The organism is Streptococcus sp. SN-1 (genome assembly GCF_041154385.1).
GTDB classification, from domain to species: domain Bacteria; phylum Bacillota; class Bacilli; order Lactobacillales; family Streptococcaceae; genus Streptococcus; species Streptococcus mitis_CT.
The window spans coordinates 442,617-459,408 of sequence record NZ_AP028929.1; the positions used below are offsets into that span (position 1 = coordinate 442,617).

Here is a 16,792-nt window from a genome sequence, read left to right on the forward strand (position 1 = left end):
TAAGATCCGAAACCTTGAACTTTTTGATGGTAAAACTGGTCAATCAAACTTCTTGTCATCGAACAGGACTTCGGGTGGGGTTGCCAATAACATCACAGCAACTCCAACTGTAGCAACAAAAGATACTCCAGCGAAGCGTGAAATCACTGGTAAGTTTAATGAAAATGAGACTTGGTCTTCTACTAACGTTTGGACTCGTACTTTCCGTTCGAAAGATTTGAGTGAGAATGAGACGGAAACACCAGCATTTTTGGTTGTCCAAGGAAAACTGAATGAAAAATTCCCTGGTAAAGTGCCAGCAACAGTTCAAGTAAGCAATGCGACAACTCCATCAGCAGATGATAAAGAAAAGATTCTTGCAGCTGTGAAGGGATCTAATCCACAAGATGCAAACCGTATTAGAGACTATGCAATTAAAGGTGATGGTGCAGTAGTAGATGGTAAGGTAACAGTAATTATTACCTATAAAGATGGTACAACGAATGAAGTGAAAGTACCGGTATCAGATTCTGATCGTAAGTCTGAACAAGCCTCTCAATCAGCAAGCACAAGTGCTGTAGCGTCTACATCAGCAAGCACAAGTGCTGTAGCGTCTACCTCAGCAAGCACAAGCGCCGTAGCGTCTACGTCAGCGTCAACCAGCGCAGTAGCGTCTACATCAGCGTCAACCAGCGCAGTAGCGTCTACCTCAGCAAGCACAAGCGCTGTAGCGTCTACCTCAGCGTCAACCAGCGCAGTAGCCTCTACGTCAGCAAGTACAAGTGCCGTAGCGTCTACCTCAGCCTCAACAAGTGCCGTAGCCTCTACGTCAGCAAGCACAAGTGCCGTAGCCTCTACCTCAGCATCAACAAGTGCTGTAGCCTCTACATCAGCAAGTACTAGCGCCGTAGCCTCTACATCAGCAAGCACAAGTGCTGTAGCCTCTACCTCAGCAAGCACAAGTACCGTAGCCTCTACGTCAGCGTCAACAAGTGCGGTAGCGTCTACCTCAGCAAGCACAAGCGCTGTAGCATCTACGTCAGCGTCAACAAGTGCCGTAGCCTCTACATCAGCAAGCACAAGCGCTGTAGCGTCTACATCAGCCTCAACAAGTGCCGTAGCGTCTACATCAGCAAGCACAAGTGCGGTAGCTTCTACATCAGCATCAACAAGTGCAGTAGCATCTACGTCAGCAAGTACAAGCGCCGTAGCGTCTACGTCAGCATCAACAAGTGCCGTAGCGTCTACATCAGCAAGCACAAGCGCCGTAGCCTCTACATCAGCATCAACAAGTGCGGTAGCCTCTACATCAGCAAGCACAAGCGCAGTAGCATCTACATCAGCATCAACAAGTGCAGTAGCATCTACGTCAGCAAGCACAAGCGCCGTAGCGTCTACATCAGCAAGCACAAGCGCCGTAGCGTCTACATCAGCGTCAACAAGTGCCGTAGCATCTACATCAGCAAGCACAAGTGCTGTAGCGTCTACATCAGCGTCAACAAGTGCCGTAGCGTCTACGTCAGCAAGCACAAGCGCCGTAGCGTCTACATCAGCAAGCACAAGTGCGGTAGCGTCTACGTCAGCAAGCACAAGCGCCGTAGCGTCTACCTCAGCGTCAACAAGCGCGGTAGCGTCTACATCAGCAAGCACAAGCGCCGTAGCATCTACATCAGCATCAACAAGTGCAGTAGCATCTACGTCAGCAAGCACAAGCGCCGTAGCGTCTACCTCAGCGTCAACAAGCGCGGTAGCGTCTACCTCAGCATCGACTAGCGCCGTAGCCTCTACCTCAGCAAGCACAAGTGCAGTAGCCTCTACCTCAGCATCAACAAGTGCCGTAGCGTCTACCTCAGCAAGCACAAGTGCGGTAGCGTCTACGTCAGCAAGCACAAGCGCAGTAGCGTCTACGTCAGCCAGCACAAGCGCCGTAGCGTCTACCTCAGCCAGCACAAGCGCCGTAGCCTCTACCTCAGCATCGACTAGCGCCGTAGCCTCTACCTCAGCAAGCACAAGTGCGGTAGCCTCTACATCAGCAAGTACTAGCGCCGTAGCGTCTACCTCAGCATCGACTAGCGCCGTAGCCTCTACGTCAGCGTCAACAAGTGCAGTAGCGTCTACCTCAGCATCAACAAGTGCGGTAGCGTCTACCTCAGCAAGCACAAGCGCAGTAGCGTCTACCTCAGCAAGTACTAGCGCTGTAGCGTCTACGTCAGCGTCAACAAGTGCCGTAGCGTCTACCTCAGCCTCAACAAGCGCAGTAGCGTCTACATCAGCCTCAACAAGCGCAGTAGCGTCTACCTCAGCGTCAACAAGTGCCGTAGCGTCTACCTCAGCAAGCACAAGCGCCGTAGCCTCTACATCAGCAAGCACAAGCGCTGTAGCATCTACGTCAGCAAGCACAAGCGCCGTAGCGTCTACATCAGCATCAACAAGTGCCGTAGCATCTACATCAGCATCGACTAGCGCCGTAGCGTCTACGTCAGCAAGCACAAGCGCGGTAGCGTCTACCTCAGCGTCAACAAGTGCAGTAGCATCTACATCAGCATCAACAAGCGCCGTAGCGTCTACGTCAGCGTCAACAAGTGCTGTAGCGTCTACGTCAGCAAGCACAAGCGCAGTAGCATCTACATCAGCATCGACTAGCGCCGTAGCGTCTACCTCAGCATCAACAAGTGCAGTAGCATCTACCTCAGCGTCAACAAGTGCCGTAGCGTCTACCTCAGCATCAACAAGTGCAGTAGCCTCTACCTCAGCAAGCACAAGCGCCGTAGCGTCTACGTCAGCGTCAACAAGTGCTGTAGCGTCTACGTCAGCAAGCACAAGCGCAGTAGCATCTACATCAGCATCGACTAGCGCCGTAGCGTCTACCTCAGCATCAACAAGTGCTGTAGCATCTACGTCAGCCAGCACAAGCGCCGTAGCGTCTACATCAGCAAGTACTAGCGCAGTAGCCTCTACCTCAGCAAGCACAAGTGCGGTAGCGTCTACCTCAGCAAGCACAAGTGCCGTAGCGTCTACATCAGCAAGTACTAGCGCAGTAGCCTCTACATCAGCAAGCACAAGTGCGGTAGCGTCTACATCAGCGTCAACAAGTGCAGTAGCATCTACGTCAGCCAGCACAAGTGCGGTAGCGTCTACATCAGCGTCAACAAGTGCGGTAGCGTCTACTTCAGCAAGCACAAGCGCAGTAGCATCTACGTCAGCAAGCACAAGTGCTGTAGCGTCTACCTCAGCATCAACTAGCGCGGTAGCATCTACGTCAGCAAGCACAAGTGCCGTAGCCTCTACCTCAGCAAGTACTAGCGCAGTAGCGTCTACCTCAGCGTCAACAAGTGCTGTAGCATCTACCTCAGCAAGCACAAGCGCGGTAGCATCTACATCAGCATCAACAAGCGCAGTAGCCTCTACCTCAGCAAGCACAAGCGCTGTAGCATCTACATCAGCATCAACAAGTGCCGTAGCGTCTACCTCAGCAAGCACTAGCGCAGTAGCCTCTACCTCAGCCTCAACAAGTGCGGTAGCGTCTACATCAGCATCAACAAGCGCCGTAGCATCTACGTCAGCCTCAACAAGCGCCGTAGCGTCTACATCAGCAAGCACAAGTGCCGTAGCGTCTACATCAGCAAGCACAAGCGCCGTAGCCTCTACATCAGCATCAACAAGTGCGGTAGCATCTACGTCAGCAAGTACAAGCGCCGTAGCATCTACATCAGCATCAACAAGTGCAGTAGCATCTACGTCAGCAAGCACAAGCGCCGTAGCGTCTACCTCAGCGTCAACAAGCGCGGTAGCGTCTACATCAGCGTCAACAAGTGCCGTAGCATCTACATCAGCAAGCACAAGTGCTGTAGCGTCTACATCAGCGTCAACAAGTGCCGTAGCGTCTACGTCAGCAAGCACAAGCGCCGTAGCGTCTACCTCAGCATCAACAAGTGCAGTAGCATCTACGTCAGCAAGTACAAGCGCCGTAGCGTCTACGTCAGCATCAACAAGTGCCGTAGCGTCTACATCAGCAAGCACAAGCGCCGTAGCCTCTACATCAGCATCAACAAGTGCGGTAGCATCTACATCAGCAAGCACAAGCGCAGTAGCATCTACATCAGCAAGCACAAGCGCAGTAGCATCTACGTCAGCAAGCACAAGCGCCGTAGCGTCTACATCAGCAAGCACAAGCGCCGTAGCGTCTACATCAGCAAGCACAAGTGCCGTAGCATCTACATCAGCAAGCACAAGTGCTGTAGCGTCTACATCAGCGTCAACAAGTGCCGTAGCGTCTACGTCAGCAAGCACAAGCGCCGTAGCGTCTACATCAGCAAGCACAAGTGCGGTAGCGTCTACGTCAGCAAGCACAAGCGCTGTAGCGTCTACATCAGCCTCAACAAGTGCCGTAGCGTCTACGTCAGCAAGCACAAGCGCCGTAGCGTCTACCTCAGCAAGTACTAGCGCAGTAGCCTCTACGTCAGCAAGTACAAGTGCCGTAGCGTCTACCTCAGCCTCAACAAGTGCCGTAGCGTCTACCTCAGCCTCAACAAGCGCAGTAGCGTCTACCTCAGCAAGCACAAGCGCAGTAGCCTCTACCTCAGCATCAACAAGTGCCGTAGCGTCTACCTCAGCGTCAACAAGTGCGGTAGCGTCTACCTCAGCATCAACAAGCGCAGTAGCGTCTACGTCAGCGTCAACAAGTGCGGTAGCGTCTACCTCAGCAAGCACAAGCGCTGTAGCATCTACGTCAGCGTCAACAAGTGCCGTAGCCTCTACATCAGCAAGCACAAGCGCTGTAGCGTCTACATCAGCCTCAACAAGTGCCGTAGCGTCTACGTCAGCAAGCACAAGCGCAGTAGCGTCTACCTCAGCGTCAACAAGTGCGGTAGCGTCTACTTCAGCGTCAACAAGTGCGGTAGCGTCTACGTCAGCATCAACAAGTGCTGTAGCCTCTACATCAGCAAGTACTAGCGCAGTAGCCTCTACCTCAGCATCAACAAGTGCCGTAGCGTCTACCTCAGCATCAACAAGTGCCGTAGCGTCTACATCAGCGTCAACAAGTGCCGTAGCGTCTACGTCAGCATCAACAAGCGCAGTAGCCTCTACATCAGCAAGTACAAGCGCAGTAGCGTCTACATCAGCAAGTACAAGCGCCGTAGCGTCTACCTCAGCATCAACAAGTGCCGTAGCGTCTACATCAGCAAGCACAAGTGCCGTAGCATCTACCTCAGCGTCAACAAGCGCAGTAGCCTCTACCTCAGCAAGCACAAGTGCGGTAGCGTCTACATCAGCATCAACAAGTGCGGTAGCCTCTACATCAGCAAGTACTAGCGCTGTAGCCTCTACATCAGCAAGCACAAGCGCCGTAGCGTCTACCTCAGCGTCAACAAGTGCAGTAGCGTCTACCTCAGCATCAACAAGCGCTGTAGCATCTACGTCAGCAAGTACAAGCGCCGTAGCATCTACGTCAGCAAGTACAAGCGCAGTAGCGTCTACCTCAGCGTCAACAAGTGCTGTAGCGTCTACCTCAGCAAGCACAAGCGCAGTAGCCTCTACCTCAGCAAGCACAAGTGCAGTAGCCTCTACCTCAGCATCAACAAGTGCCGTAGCGTCTACCTCAGCAAGCACAAGTGCGGTAGCGTCTACGTCAGCAAGCACAAGCGCAGTAGCGTCTACGTCAGCCAGCACAAGCGCCGTAGCGTCTACCTCAGCCAGCACAAGCGCCGTAGCCTCTACCTCAGCATCGACTAGCGCCGTAGCCTCTACCTCAGCCAGCACAAGTGCGGTAGCGTCTACCTCAGCGTCAACAAGTGCTGTAGCGTCTACCTCAGCAAGCACAAGCGCAGTAGCCTCTACCTCAGCAAGCACAAGTGCAGTAGCCTCTACCTCAGCATCAACAAGTGCCGTAGCGTCTACCTCAGCAAGCACAAGTGCGGTAGCGTCTACGTCAGCAAGCACAAGCGCAGTAGCGTCTACGTCAGCCAGCACAAGCGCCGTAGCGTCTACCTCAGCCAGCACAAGCGCCGTAGCCTCTACCTCAGCATCGACTAGCGCCGTAGCCTCTACCTCAGCAAGCACAAGTGCGGTAGCGTCTACCTCAGCCAGCACAAGCGCCGTAGCGTCTACCTCAGCATCGACTAGCGCCGTAGCCTCTACGTCAGCGTCAACAAGTGCAGTAGCGTCTACCTCAGCATCAACAAGTGCGGTAGCGTCTACCTCAGCAAGCACAAGCGCAGTAGCGTCTACCTCAGCAAGTACTAGCGCTGTAGCGTCTACGTCAGCGTCAACAAGTGCCGTAGCGTCTACCTCAGCCTCAACAAGCGCAGTAGCGTCTACCTCAGCCTCAACAAGCGCAGTAGCGTCTACCTCAGCAAGCACAAGCGCAGTAGCCTCTACCTCAGCATCAACAAGTGCCGTAGCGTCTACCTCAGCGTCAACAAGTGCGGTAGCGTCTACCTCAGCATCAACAAGCGCAGTAGCGTCTACGTCAGCGTCAACAAGTGCGGTAGCGTCTACGTCAGCGTCAACAAGCGCAGTAGCCTCTACATCAGCGTCAACAAGTGCAGTAGCGTCTACCTCAGCATCAACTAGCGCGGTAGCCTCTACGTCAGCATCAACAAGTGCAGTAGCGTCTACCTCAGCATCAACAAGTGCGGTAGCATCTACCTCAGCAAGCACAAGCGCAGTAGCGTCTACCTCAGCAAGTACTAGCGCAGTAGCCTCTACCTCAGCATCAACAAGTGCCGTAGCGTCTACCTCAGCGTCAACAAGTGCGGTAGCGTCTACGTCAGCATCAACAAGTGCGGTAGCCTCTACATCAGCAAGTACTAGCGCTGTAGCGTCTACGTCAGCGTCAACAAGTGCGGTAGCGTCTACGTCAGCGTCAACAAGCGCAGTAGCCTCTACATCAGCGTCAACAAGTGCCGTAGCGTCTACCTCAGCATCAACTAGCGCGGTAGCCTCTACGTCAGCATCAACAAGTGCGGTAGCGTCTACGTCAGCAAGCACAAGCGCAGTAGCGTCTACCTCAGCAAGTACTAGCGCAGTAGCCTCTACCTCAGCAAGCACAAGTGCAGTAGCCTCTACCTCAGCATCAACAAGTGCCGTAGCGTCTACCTCAGCAAGCACAAGTGCGGTAGCGTCTACGTCAGCAAGCACAAGCGCAGTAGCGTCTACGTCAGCCAGCACAAGCGCCGTAGCGTCTACCTCAGCCAGCACAAGCGCCGTAGCCTCTACCTCAGCATCGACTAGCGCCGTAGCCTCTACCTCAGCCAGCACAAGTGCGGTAGCGTCTACCTCAGCGTCAACAAGTGCTGTAGCGTCTACCTCAGCAAGCACAAGCGCAGTAGCCTCTACCTCAGCAAGCACAAGTGCAGTAGCCTCTACCTCAGCATCAACAAGTGCCGTAGCGTCTACCTCAGCAAGCACAAGTGCGGTAGCGTCTACGTCAGCAAGCACAAGCGCAGTAGCGTCTACGTCAGCCAGCACAAGCGCCGTAGCGTCTACCTCAGCCAGCACAAGCGCCGTAGCCTCTACCTCAGCATCGACTAGCGCCGTAGCCTCTACCTCAGCAAGCACAAGTGCGGTAGCGTCTACCTCAGCCAGCACAAGCGCCGTAGCGTCTACCTCAGCATCGACTAGCGCCGTAGCCTCTACGTCAGCGTCAACAAGTGCAGTAGCGTCTACCTCAGCATCAACAAGTGCGGTAGCGTCTACCTCAGCAAGCACAAGCGCAGTAGCGTCTACCTCAGCAAGTACTAGCGCTGTAGCGTCTACGTCAGCGTCAACAAGTGCCGTAGCGTCTACCTCAGCCTCAACAAGCGCAGTAGCGTCTACCTCAGCAAGCACAAGCGCAGTAGCCTCTACCTCAGCATCAACAAGTGCCGTAGCGTCTACCTCAGCGTCAACAAGTGCGGTAGCGTCTACCTCAGCATCAACAAGCGCAGTAGCGTCTACGTCAGCGTCAACAAGTGCGGTAGCGTCTACGTCAGCGTCAACAAGCGCAGTAGCCTCTACATCAGCGTCAACAAGTGCAGTAGCGTCTACCTCAGCATCAACTAGCGCGGTAGCCTCTACGTCAGCATCAACAAGTGCAGTAGCGTCTACCTCAGCATCAACAAGTGCGGTAGCATCTACCTCAGCAAGCACAAGCGCAGTAGCGTCTACCTCAGCAAGTACTAGCGCAGTAGCCTCTACCTCAGCATCAACAAGTGCCGTAGCGTCTACCTCAGCGTCAACAAGTGCGGTAGCGTCTACGTCAGCATCAACAAGTGCGGTAGCCTCTACATCAGCAAGTACTAGCGCTGTAGCGTCTACGTCAGCGTCAACAAGTGCGGTAGCGTCTACGTCAGCGTCAACAAGCGCAGTAGCCTCTACATCAGCGTCAACAAGTGCCGTAGCGTCTACCTCAGCATCAACTAGCGCGGTAGCCTCTACGTCAGCATCAACAAGTGCGGTAGCGTCTACGTCAGCAAGCACAAGCGCAGTAGCGTCTACCTCAGCAAGTACTAGCGCAGTAGCCTCTACCTCAGCATCAACAAGTGCCGTAGCGTCTACCTCAGCGTCAACAAGTGCGGTAGCGTCTACTTCAGCGTCAACAAGTGCGGTAGCGTCTACGTCAGCATCAACAAGTGCGGTAGCCTCTACATCAGCAAGTACTAGCGCAGTAGCCTCTACATCAGCAAGCACAAGCGCCGTAGCGTCTACCTCAGCGTCAACAAGTGCTGTAGCGTCTACGTCAGCGTCAACAAGTGCCGTAGCCTCTACGTCAGCAAGTACAAGTGCGGTAGCATCTACATCAGCAAGTACAAGTGCTGTAGCATCTACATCAGCAAGTACAAGTGCTGTAGCTTCTACATCAGCAAGCACAAGCGCCGTAGCTTCTACCTCAGCATCAACAAGTGCGGTAGCCTCTACCTCAGCAAGCACAAGTGCCGTAGCGTCTACATCAGCGTCAACTAGCGCCGTAGCGTCTACCTCAGCAAGCACAAGTGCGGTAGCGTCTACCTCAGCAAGTACAAGTGCTGTAGCTTCTACCTCAGCAAGCACAAGCGCTGTAGCTTCTACCTCAGCAAGCACAAGCGCAGTAGCGTCTACATCAGCATCAACTAGCGCCGTAGCGTCTACGTCAGCCTCAACAAGTGCAGTAGCGTCTACCTCAGCGTCAACAAGCGCCGTAGCGTCTACATCAGCATCAACAAGTGCCGTAGCCTCTACCTCAGCAAGTACTAGCGCTGTAGCATCTACCTCAGCGTCAACAAGTGCGGTAGCTTCTACATCAGCATCAACCAGTGCCGTAGCGTCTACCTCAGCAAGCACAAGCGCTGTAGCTTCTACATCAGCAAGTACTAGTGCTGTAGCATCTACCTCAGCGTCAACAAGTGCGGTAGCCTCTACTTCAGCGTCAACAAGTGCGGTAGCCTCTACATCAGCAAGCACAAGCGCCGTAGCGTCTACATCAGCAAGCACAAGCGCAGTAGCGTCTACATCAGCGTCAACAAGTACGTCAACTTCAACAGGTGTAAGTACATCAATTTCAACAAGTACAAGTACTTCAATAAACACACCAGCTGATAAGACAGTCGTATCTGATCCAAACGCTTTAACTCCAGAAGAGAAGAAAGTGATCGAAGACAAGGTCAAAGCTGTTAACCCAGGCTCTACAGTAGTAGTAACTAACAATGGTACTACTACCGTCACAACACCATCAGGTAAGACAGCGGTTATCCCAGGTGTAGACTTGACTAAGACAGAGAAATCTGTACCGACACCAAATGCTGGAAATGATATCGTTAAACCAGCTGATAAGACAGTCGTATCTGATCCAAACGCTTTAACTCCAGAAGAGAAGAAAGTGATCGAAGACAAGGTCAAAGCTGTTAACCCAGGCTCTACAGTAGTAGTAACTAACAATGGTACTACTACCGTCACAACACCATCAGGTAAGACAGCGGTTATCCCAGGTGTAGACTTGACTAAGACAGAGAAATCTGTACCGACACCAAATGCTGGAAATGACATCGTTAAACCAGCCGATAAGACAGTTGTATCTGATCCAAACGCTTTAACTCCAGAAGAGAAGAAAGTGATCGAAGATAAGGTCAAAGCTGTTAACCCAGGCTCTACAGTAGTAGTAACTAACAATGGTACTACTACCGTCACAACACCGTCAGGTAAGACAGCGGTTATCCCAGGTGTAGACTTGACTAAGACAGAGAAATCTGTACCGACACCAAATGCAGGCAATGACATCGTTAAACCAGCCGATAAGACAGTTGTATCTGATCCAAACGCTTTAACTCCAGAAGAGAAGAAAGTGATCGAAGACAAGGTCAAAGCTGTTAACCCAGGTTCTACAGTAGTAGTAACTAACAATGGTACTACTACCGTCACAACACCATCAGGTAAGACAGCGGTTATTCCAGGTGTAGACTTGACTAAGACAGAGAAATCTGTACCGACACCAAATGCTGGAAATGACATCGTTAAACCAGCCGATAAGACAGTTGTATCTGATCCAAACGCTTTAACTCTAGAAGAGAAGAAAGTGATCGAAGACAAGGTCAAAGCCGTTAACCCAGGCTCTACAGTAGTAGTAACTAACAATGGTACTACTACCGTCACAACACCATCAGGTAAGACAGCCGTTATTCCAGGTGTAGACTTGACTAAGACAGAAAAAGATGTAACGAAACCAAATGCAGGCAATGACATCGTTACACCAGCCGATAAGACAGTTGTATCTGATCCAAACGCTTTAACTCCAGAAGAGAAGAAAGTTATTGAAGATAAGGTCAAAGCAGTCAACCCAGGCTCTATAGTAGTGGTAACTAACAATGGTACTACTACCGTCACAACACCATCAGGTAAGACAGCCGTTATTCCAGGTGTAGACTTGACTAAGTCAGGAGACATTACAACTAGACCAAATGAAGGCAATGACATCGTTACACCAGCCGATAAGACAGTTGTATCTAATCCAGATGCTTTAACTCCAGAAGAGAAGAAAGTGATCGAAGACAAGGTCAAAGCCGTTAACCCAGGTTCTACAGTAGTGGTAGATGACAAGGGTAACGCAACCGTCACAACACCATCAGGTAAGACAGCGGTGATTCCAGGTGCAGATTTGACTAAGACAGAAGAAGATGTAATGAAACCAAGCACAGCACCTTCTGAGTCAGAATCAACACTTGCATCTACATCAGCAGACACATTATCTTCTGAAACACCATCAGAATCAGCAGGTAAGTCAAGACAGCAATTGCCAAATACAGGTACAGAAGCTTCCAAATCATCTGTACTCCTTGGAGCTTTGGCAGCTGTGACTGGTTTAGGTCTGTTTGCGAAACGCCGTAAACGTGATGATGAGGAGTAATCGGATTAAAAATACATAGAAAGTATTATTATTTCGATTTATGAAGAATCCCTTGGATGAAAAATCATCCAGGGGATTTTTTGCGTTTTAAAAGTTAAGGGAAAGGGAAAAATAGCGTAAAAAATGTTATAATAGTAAGAAAGGAGAACGACTACATGACTGAAAAAATTACGGTAATAGTACCAGTTTATAATGTTGAAAATTACCTAGAAAAATGTTTGGATAGTTTAATTAATCAAACTTATAAAAATCTTGAGATTATTGTAATCAATGATGGTTCTACAGATAATTCGGGTGAAATTTGTCAAGAGTATGCACAGAAAGATAATCGAATTATCTATATTGAAAAAGAAAATGGTGGTCAAGCGGAAGCAAGAAATATAGGATTGGACCGAATGACAGGATCTTATGTGACCTTTGTTGATTCAGATGACTGGGTTGAGTTAGATTATGTAGAAACCCTATATAAAAAAATAACGGAGTATCAGGCTGATATTGCGGTTGGAAATTATTATTCTTTTAATGAAGCTGAGGGAATGTACTACTTTTATATATTTGAAGATTCCTATTATGAGAAAGTTTATGACAATGTCTCTGTCTTTGAAAACTTGTATGAGTCTCAGTATATGAAGAGTTTCGCTTTGATATCTGTTTGGGGAAAACTTTATAAGTCAGACTTGGTTAAACAATTACGTTTTGATATAGGCAAGCTAGGAGAAGATGGTTATCTCAATCAAAAGATTTACTTACTTGCTGAGAAGACTATTTATTTGAATAAAGGATTATATGCCTATCGCCAAAGAGAAGGAAGTAGTTCTAGAATTTGGACAGAAAAGTGGATGCATGCCTTAGTTGATGCTATGTCTGAGCGTATTACACTACTAGCTAATATGGGTTATCCACTTGAGAAGCACTTGGCAGTTTATCGTCAGATGTTGGAGGTCAGTCTCGCAAACGGTCAAGCTAGCGGCTTATCTGATACAGCAACATATAAAGAGTTTGAAATGAAAAAAACTCTTTTAAATCAGTTATCGATACAAGAGTCAAGCGAAAAGAAAGCCATTGTTCTTGCAGCAAATTATGCCTATGTCGAGCAGGTCCTGACGACTATTAAGTCTATTTGTTATCATAATCGTTCTATTCGGTTTTATCTGATTAATAGTGATTTTCCTAATGAATGGTTGAAACAATTAAATAAACGATTAGAGAAGTTTGATTCAGAAATTATTAATTGCCGGGTCACGTCTGAGCAAATTTCGCGTTATAAAACGGATATTAGTTACACTGTTTTTCTGCGCTATTTTGTGGCTGATTTTGTGAAAGAAGATAAGGCTCTTTATTTAGACTGCGATTTAGTAGTAACGAAAAATCTAGATGACTTGTTTGCTACAGATTTACAGGACTATCCTTTGGCTGCTATTCGAGATTTTGGAGGCAGAGCCTATTTTGGTCGAGAAATCTTTAATGCAGGTGTTCTCTTGATTAATAATGCTCTTTGGAAGCAAGAGCATATAACTCAAAAGTTGATTGACTTAACCAATGAATGGCATGATAAGGTGGATCAGGCTGATCAAAGCATTTTGAATATGCTTTTTGAAAACAGATGGTTGGAATTGGACTTTGATAATAATCATATTGTCATTCATGAACGTTTCGCAAACTATAATTTTCCATATGGGCAGGAATATCCAGGAATTATCCACTATTTATCAGAGAGAAAGCCTTGGCATACACACGCTGGACAAACCTATCGTGATGTTTGGTGGTATTACCATGATATGGAATGGACAGAGTTGGGGAAAAATCATCATTTACATTCTCTTAAAAAATTGCATCTTTATCCTCTAAAAGTTCCATTTTCTTGTTTGATTTATACAGCTTCAGACCAAATTGAGCAGTTGGAAACACTAATAGTGGCTTTACCAGAAGTGCAATTTAAGATTGCAGCAAGAGTAATCGTTAGTGAGAATCTTTCTAGGCTTGTTGTGTATCCAAACGTTACTATCTATTCTGGAACAGTGTCTTTAGAGGAATTGGATAGAGAATTGGTGGAAACTTGTCAGCTTCTTTTAGATATCAACTATGGTGAGAAGGAAGTAGAGATATTAGAACAATTTATTTCCCAAAGTAAACCAATTTTAGCCTTTGAGAATACTAAATCTTATGAAGCGAACCAAGAGATATATCAGACTGATCAAGTTTCAGAAATGATAGAGAGAATAAGAGAGTTAAATAGATGAGAAAAAACATTGTGCGAGGTGATGCACTAATCTTAACTGTAAGTGATCAGATTGAGCAGTTAGATTATCTCCTAGAAAACTTACCAGATATTTGTTTTCATATTGCCGCTCCTGTACAGTTTTCTGAAAAGATAAGAGTACTGGAGTCTAAATATAATGTCCGTCTCATGACAGTTACAACTGATCAGCAAATTGATTTTCTAGTGAGTATGTGCGACATCCTATTAGATATCAATCATTTTCAAGAAGTTGATTCTATTGTTTCTAAATTTGTGCAGGCTGGTAAAATGGTCTTGGCTTTTGACAATACAGTCCATGGAAATCAAGGACAGGAAGTTTTTGAAGCAAATAGACCTGATGGATTGGTTAGTAGGATTCGTGATAGTATAAATTCAATCCAAGTGGGAGTGAATAATCAAGAAAATATCATCCAAGATGGAAATTGGAATGTATTTCAAATTGATAGTAAAGCTAGTCTAATTGTGGGAAGCAATGTCATTTGTAGAAATTTTGAGAATTTCCATGTTTCTTCAGGGAAGTTAATACTAAATGATGGTGTCTTCATCAATAATTCTTGTAGTTTTAACTGTATGGAAAGAATCGAAATCGGAAACGGAACAATGATGGGGGAAGGAGTTCGTTTTTACGACCACGACCATGTTTATACTGCTGAAAAAATTGAAAAATGGCAGTGGACCACAGCGCCAATAAGAGTTGGAAGAGATTGCTGGATAGGAAGTAATGTCACGATTTTAAAAGGAGTGACTATTGGGGATGATACCGTTATTGGAGCAGGCTGTCTTATTCGCAATGATGTTCCAGCAAATAGTGTGGTTTATCAAGATAGAAATCTTATTATAAGAGAGCGTAATTAAGAAAAATAAATATTTAAGGTAATAAATAAATGAGGAATGAATTAATCAGTATTATCGTACCGATTTACAATGTAGAAAATTATTTACGGCAGTGTTTAGATAGTATTATGAGTCAGACTTATCAAAATTTTGAGTGTTTACTAATAAATGATGGGTCGCCAGATAATTCTGCTGATATTTGTAGAGAGTATGTCGAGAAGGATTCTCGTTTTCGTTATTTTGAAAAAGAAAATGGCGGAGTTTCTTCAGCTCGTAATCTAGGTATCGAATGTTCAAAAGGGCAATACATCACCTTTATTGATTCGGATGATTGGGTGGATTCTGATTATTTAGAAGTCCTTTACAATGCACTTATAGATGAGAATGCAGATATATCAGTTTCTACATATAAGAGATTTGAAATGGGAGACAATTGTTGGTATATACATTCATTTCAAAGAGGTTACGATAAAAAAGTATTTACAAATAAAAAGTTAATGGATGAGTTATTGTCTTTAGATGGTTTTGATAATTCTTATCGTTTTGTTAGTGGTAAATTGGTTCATAAAAACATGCTAGAAAATATTGCTTTTAATGTAGCCACTCCATATGGGGAGGATATGGAATTTTGGTTTAAAATATATATGGTATCTGATAGAGTTGTTTATGTTAATAAGGAAACATATAATTATCGGACAGATGAGAGAATTTCAAAACATTTTACTTTAGATGCTGTTAGAAGTGATATCCAGCAACGCTTGAACTTTATCGCACTCCTTTCATCAAGAGGGAAAGATACACAAGGATATGTAGATGAATGTTTGAAGAAACTTCATGAAAAGAAAAAATGGCTAAACAACGTAGAATTAGACTCGACTGAAACCATGAGGTGGATTAATGAAACAATTTTCTTATTGCAAGGTACTAACTAAAACATAGACCTGAGACGTTTTCCTATATGAAGTAATTATGTTAGGATAAACACTTTGGTTTAATAGTCAATCTATATCGACAGTCAATAAATTATCAGAAAGTGAAGAATAATGAAATTACATATTACCAATCTATATGGAATGGCTAGAGAAAGTACAGCAACCATTGCTCAAAATGCTGTTCAAAAAATTTCTACTCAACTAGGATTTAGAGAGTTAGGAATTTATTTTTACCATGCATCAGCTGAAACTGTAGAAGAGAGAAGTAGAAGATTAGACGGGATTCTAGCCAGTGTTTCAATGGGAGATGTGGTCATTTTTCAAACACCTACTTGGAATGGTCTAGAGTTTGAAAGAGAATTTTTAACTAAGTTGAAAATTCTTAATGTAAAAATCATAGTATTTGTCCATGACGTGATTCCCCTGATGTTTAAAGCAAATGAATTTTTGATGCAGGATTATATCAATCTATACAACATGGCAGATAGTATCATCTTACCATCAGAAGCTATGAAAGAGAAACTGCTTCAAAATGGCCTGAATGTTAAAAAAGTCATTTTTCAAAGAATGTGGGATCATCCTCATGATTTGGACTTACATGAACCTATATTTAAAAAAGAAGTTTATTTTGCAGGAAATTTAAGTCGTTTCCCAGAATTAAAAACTTGGGAGGGGACAGTTCCGCTAACTGTATTTTCAAATGAAGAACAGCTTTCTTTGTCGCATCAAGTTCATATTGCGGGCTGGAAAACTGATGAGGAAATGCTCTTAGAGTTATCAAAAGGTGGATTTGGGCTGGTTTGGACTACACATCAAAATGAGGAACAAAATATAGATTATTACAGTATGAATGTTTCTTATAAATTGAGTACTTATTTAGCGGCAGGTATTCCTGTCATTATTCCTGCTACCTTGTCTAACTCTGACTTTATAGTAGAACAAGGATTGGGATTTGTAGTTGATAACTTAGAGGAAGCCCCCCTTTTGGTAGAACAATTATCAGAGGAAGCCTATCTTCAAATGTGCAGTAGAGTACGTTATTTTTCCTTTTTACTAAGTCAAGGTTTTTTTGCAAAACAATTTTTATTGCAAGCAGTTTTTGAATTAGGAATTAGCCACAATCAACAATCACGAGCTATCCAACTATTGACAGTTACAAATAGTCAGGATTTAGAACAAATTGAATATCTAGTAGAACAGCTTCCTGAGTGTGATTTTAACATTGCTGCTAGAACTCTTATGGGACCACGATTGACAAACTTGGCTGAGAAAGAAAATGTCTATCTATATCCGGCCTCAGATTCAGAACAGATTGAGAAACTATTAGACAAGACTGATCTATATTTGGATATTAACTATGGTGGGGAAGTAGATGGAGTGTTTAATGGTTTATTAGAAAAAAATATTCCTAGCTTTGCCTTTTATAAAACA

At 46.0% G+C, this 16,792-nt stretch carries 4 protein-coding genes and 2 pseudogenes; 5 read left to right on the forward strand and 1 reads right to left on the reverse strand.

Translation table 11 applies throughout. The annotated features are described in order from the left end of the window. Window positions 1-534: 534 nt before the first annotated feature. Window positions 535-9,642, reverse strand: coding sequence for a hypothetical protein (locus ACAM22_RS02010; RefSeq protein WP_369607025.1), 9,108 nt, complete (start codon window positions 9,640-9,642; stop codon window positions 535-537). Here ACAM22_RS02010 and ACAM22_RS02015 point away from each other — a divergent pair. The 5 genes and pseudogenes from ACAM22_RS02015 to ACAM22_RS02035 form a co-directional block, all read left to right on the forward strand. After that, a pseudogene (locus ACAM22_RS02015) lies at window positions 9,575-11,335 on the forward strand (LPXTG cell wall anchor domain-containing protein); the annotation flags it as partial. The gene ACAM22_RS02010 and the pseudogene ACAM22_RS02015 overlap by 68 nt on opposite strands. A 155-nt stretch (window positions 11,336-11,490) precedes the next feature. Next, on the forward strand, window positions 11,491-13,575 hold the full coding sequence (locus ACAM22_RS02020) for a glycosyltransferase (RefSeq protein ID WP_369606862.1): 2,085 nt from the start codon (window positions 11,491-11,493) through the stop codon (window positions 13,573-13,575). Next, a complete protein-coding gene (locus tag ACAM22_RS02025; protein ID WP_369606863.1) occupies window positions 13,572-14,450 on the forward strand; it encodes a DapH/DapD/GlmU-related protein in 879 nt (292 codons plus the stop codon). Before ACAM22_RS02020 ends, ACAM22_RS02025 begins: the two co-directional genes overlap by 4 nt. Window positions 14,451-14,479: 29 nt before the next feature. Next, window positions 14,480-15,361, forward strand: coding sequence for a glycosyltransferase family 2 protein (locus tag ACAM22_RS02030; RefSeq protein WP_369606864.1), 882 nt, complete (start codon window positions 14,480-14,482; stop codon window positions 15,359-15,361). A 111-nt stretch (window positions 15,362-15,472) separates the two neighbouring features. Next, window positions 15,473-16,474, forward strand: a pseudogene (locus ACAM22_RS02035) (sugar transferase); the annotation flags it as partial. Window positions 16,475-16,792: the final 318 nt, after the last annotated feature.

Bases quoted from the DNA above. Each gene is read 5' to 3' on its own strand.
- ACAM22_RS02020 (WP_369606862.1), top strand. From the start codon at position 11,491: ATGACTGAAAAAATTACGGTAATAGTACCAGTTTATAATGTTGAAAAT.
- ACAM22_RS02030 (WP_369606864.1), top strand. From the start codon at position 14,480: ATGAGGAATGAATTAATCAGTATTATCGTACCGATTTACAATGTAGAA.
- ACAM22_RS02025 (WP_369606863.1), top strand. From the start codon at position 13,572: ATGAGAAAAAACATTGTGCGAGGTGATGCACTAATCTTAACTGTAAGT.